Annotated in this window: 1 protein-coding gene; it reads left to right on the top strand. The window is 47.3% G+C overall.

Features of this window, described 5'->3' with window-relative positions:
- Window positions 1–102: 102 nt before the first annotated feature.
- Entirely contained in the window at window positions 103–1,254 is a 1,152-nt protein-coding gene (locus tag E5354_RS14115; RefSeq protein ID WP_123407908.1) for an IS4 family transposase, read from the top strand.
- The last annotated feature ends 83 nt before the right edge of the window (window positions 1,255–1,337 follow it).

The following is a 1,337-nucleotide window of genomic DNA, read 5'->3' as shown; positions in this document are numbered from 1 at the left end:
CAATATTGTCCTAAACGTTTTGGGCAAAAATAAAAATAGGAAGTAGTTACTAAGGCAAAAAATGACTACCTTAGTAGTGAGCGACCAACTCAACTACTTCCTATGGCAAATATAACACTTTTCGCACAAACAATCGCCCAGTTACCCCGTCAAACAATCAGAAAAATAATCCGCGAGGCCCAAACAGACAAGCACAACAAGGGTTATGACACGTGGAGTCAGCTAATCAGCATGGTCTTCTGTCAGTTTTCCAACTGCGACTCCGTGCGGGACATATCCAACGGGCTGAAATCCGCCACAGGCAACCTCAACCATCTCGGTATAAGCCGTGCGCCATCAAAATCGACAGTGGCATATCAGAACGCCCATCGCGACTGTTCGGTATTCCGAGACATCTTCTACCGCCTCTATCAGCATTTCGGACAGCAGGCGGGGTGGATTCATGGCAAATTTCGTTTCAAGATGCCGTTGCGGCTGTTGGATTCGACGCTCATATCGCTTACGCTGTCTGTCTACGACTGGGCGCATTATACCACGACAAAAGGCGCTGTGAAGATGCACACGCTTCTTGATTATGACTGTCTGTTGCCTGAATTCGTGAACATTACAGACGGGAAAGGCTCTGACAACAAGGCGGCCTACGACATTCCTGTAAATCCGTATTCAATTGTAGTTGCCGACCGTGGCTACTGTGATTACAGCCTGCTCAGCCATTGGGACAGCAACAATGTGTTCTTTGTGGTCCGGCACAAGGACAACATCAGGTATAAGACCGTCCGTGAGCGTCTATTGCCTGAAAAGCGGGCGCAGGACGTGCTTATTGATGAGGAAATTGAACTGGAACTTCCAGTCGCGAAAAAGAAATATCCAAAGAAACTCCGCAGAATTGCCGTATGGAACGAAGAACATGGTTTCGTGGTGGAACTTTTGACAAACAACTTCACTCTTGCCGCCTCCACGATAGCCGCAATCTACAAGGCAAGATGGAATATTGAGATTTTCTTCCGCAATCTAAAGCAGCTTCTGCGCATAAAGAGCTTCATCGGCACCACACGCAACGCCGTGGAAATCCAGATCTGGACTGCACTGATAACCATGCTCATCCTGACATGGCTGAAACACATCGCCAAGTACAAGTGGGCAATGGCTAATCTTGTTGTCTCTCTGCGACTTAACACCTTTACCAAAATCGACCTCAACAAATGGCTTGACGAACCCTTCACACCGCCTCCCGAAGAGCCGTTTTTGCCTTAGGGGGATTACTCTGATGTCATTTTTGCAAAGGCTGATGCCTCTGCACGTTGAGTAGCACTCAAAAATTATTTAGGACAATATTG

Origin of the sequence: Muribaculum sp. NM65_B17, from assembly GCF_004793735.1 — a bacterium.
GTDB lineage: Bacteria > Bacteroidota > Bacteroidia > Bacteroidales > Muribaculaceae > Muribaculum > Muribaculum gordoncarteri.
This window is presented reverse-complemented; position numbering and strand designations above follow the sequence as displayed.